The organism is Variovorax sp. 01T439_2 (genome assembly GCF_056398445.1).
Window position 1 is genome coordinate 1 of sequence record NZ_JBFTPJ010000943.1, and the last position, 2,264, is coordinate 2,264.

The 2,264-nt window shown below is 69.9% G+C and carries 2 protein-coding genes; both read left to right on the forward strand.

The features are described 5' to 3' along the window. Positions 1–905: glycoside hydrolase family 15 protein (locus AC1DOC_RS30135; protein ID WP_478131168.1), on the forward strand; the 905-nt coding region annotated here is incomplete at its 5' end. Next, on the forward strand, positions 902–2,264 hold a 1,363-nt coding region (locus AC1DOC_RS30140), incomplete at its 3' end, for an ABC transporter ATP-binding protein/permease (RefSeq protein ID WP_478131169.1). The genes AC1DOC_RS30135 and AC1DOC_RS30140, both read left to right, overlap by 4 nt.

Below are 2,264 nucleotides of genomic sequence, written 5' to 3' on the forward strand. Positions count from 1 at the left end.
CGCTCGACGTCTGCCGATGGAATCGCCCCCAGCACGACGGCGCGCCGCTGCGCGCGCTGGCGCTGCTGCGCTGGGCGGCCGGCGGCCACCTCGACGCGCCGCTGCTGGCGGAAGCTGCCGAGCTGATCCGTTTCGATCTGGACTTCACGCTGCGCCGCTGGCGCGAGCCGTCCTACGACATCTGGGAAGAGGAGCTCGGCCAGCACTACTACACGCTGCGTGTCGCAGGTGCGGCGCTGGCCGAAGGCGCGGCGTGGCTGGAGGGCCTGGGCGATGCGGCGCAGGCGCAGCGCTGCCGGGAAGAGTCGCGCGCGGTGCTGCGCCTGCTCGACGGCTACTGGGTGGACGAACGCGGCGAACGCGGCGCGGCGCCCGGCTACTACCGCTCGCGCGCGCTGGAAGACGGCCGGCCCGGCCCGAAGGCGCTGGACATCGCGGTGATCCTGTCGGCGATCCACAGCCTCGGCACCGAGGCCGCGCATGGACCGGCCGATCCGCGCATGCAGGCCACGCTGGCGCGCCTGGACGCGCTGTTCGATGYGGCCTATCCCATCAACCATGGCCGTGCCGAGAGGCTTGGCGCGGCAATGGGCCGGTATGGCGGCGATGTGTACTACTCGGGCGGCGCGTACTACTTCTCGACGCTCGGCGCCGCCGAGTTCTGCTTTCGTGCTGCCGCAGCGATGGGCGGCGATGCACGCCATTGGCTCGAACGCGGCGACGCCTACCTCGCCACCGTGCGCGCGTACACGCCGGCCAGCGGCGACCTGTCGGAACAGTTCGACCAGCGCAGCGGCGCGCAGACCTCGGCCAAGCAACTGGCCTGGAGCCACGCCGCGTTCATTTCGTGTGTCTCGGCGCGCCGCAGCGCGGCCGCCGCCTGCGAGGCGTCGCGGCAGCGATGAGCGCGCGGACAGAGAACCGTGTCGAGCCGGCTGCAAGGACCGGTTTCTTCCGTCAGGTCAGCGAGCTGCTCGGCGCCCTGCGCGTATCGCCGGTCGCAAAAACGCTGGTCGCGCTGATGGGTGCGATCGTCGTGGTGGTCGCGCTCACCGCGTATGGGCAGATCGAGCTCAACAGCTGGAACAAGCCGTTCTACGATGCGATCTCGCGCCGCGACCTCGGCGAATTCGTCGTGCAGGTCGGCGTCTTCGCGATCATTGCGGGGGCGCTGCTGGTCCTGAACGTGGCGCAGCGGTGGCTCGGCGAAACCCTGCAGCTGAAGCTGCGCGAGGCCGTGGTCAATGACCTCGTCGGGCTGTGGCTGCAGCCGCGCCGGGCGTTCTGGCTGCAGGCCAGCGGCCCGATGGGGGCCCACCCCGACCAGCGCATGCACGACGACACGCTGAAGCTGTGCGATCTGTCGGTCACCCTTGGCGTGGGCCTGTTGCAGGCAGCGATGCTGTTCGGCAGCTTTGCGAGCGTGCTGTGGGTCCTCTCCAAGGACTTCAGCCTCTTCTTCAATGGCAAGGACCATGTGCTGCCGGGCTTCATGCTGTGGGCGGCCATTGCCTATGCGATCGCCGGCTCGCTGGTCACCTACTGGGTCGGCAGCGGCCTGATCTCGCGCAATGCCGAGCGCTACGCGCGCGAGGGCGAATTGCGCTTCTCGCTGACGCGCATCAACGAGCATCTCGACGGCATCTCGCTGGCGGGTGGCGAGGCCGACGAGAAGCGCCGCGTCGCCATGCATTTCGGCGACGTCCTTCGCGCCACCTCGCGCGTGGTGCTCGGGCTGACCAACCTGACCTGGGTCACGGCGGGCTTCGGCTGGATCACCATCATCGCGCCGACGCTGGTGGCCGCGCCCCTGTACTTCTCGGGGAAAGTGTCGTTCGGCGGCCTGATGATGGCCGCCGCGGCCTTCACGCAGGCGCAGTCGTCGCTGCGCTGGTTCGTCGACAACTTCAGCATCATTGCCGACTGGCGCGCCACGCTGCTGCGCGTTGCCGACCTGCGCCGCATGCTGGCGTCCGACCTGGAGGCACGCGCAGGCGGCAGCCGCATCGCCTACGAAGAGGGCGAAGCCGGGGTGCTCGCGATCGAAGCGCTCGAAGTCCGCTCCTGGACCGGCCACGATCGGCTGGACGCTCCGGGTCTTGTCTTGCATCGCGGCCAACGCGTCCTGATCCTCGGCACGCCGGGCACCGAGAAGACCTTGCTGTTCCGGGCGCTCGCGGGCCTTTGGCCCTGGGGCTCCGGCACCGTGCGCCGGCCCGCCGGCGAGACCATCCACTACATGCCGCGGGGCACGCCCTACATTC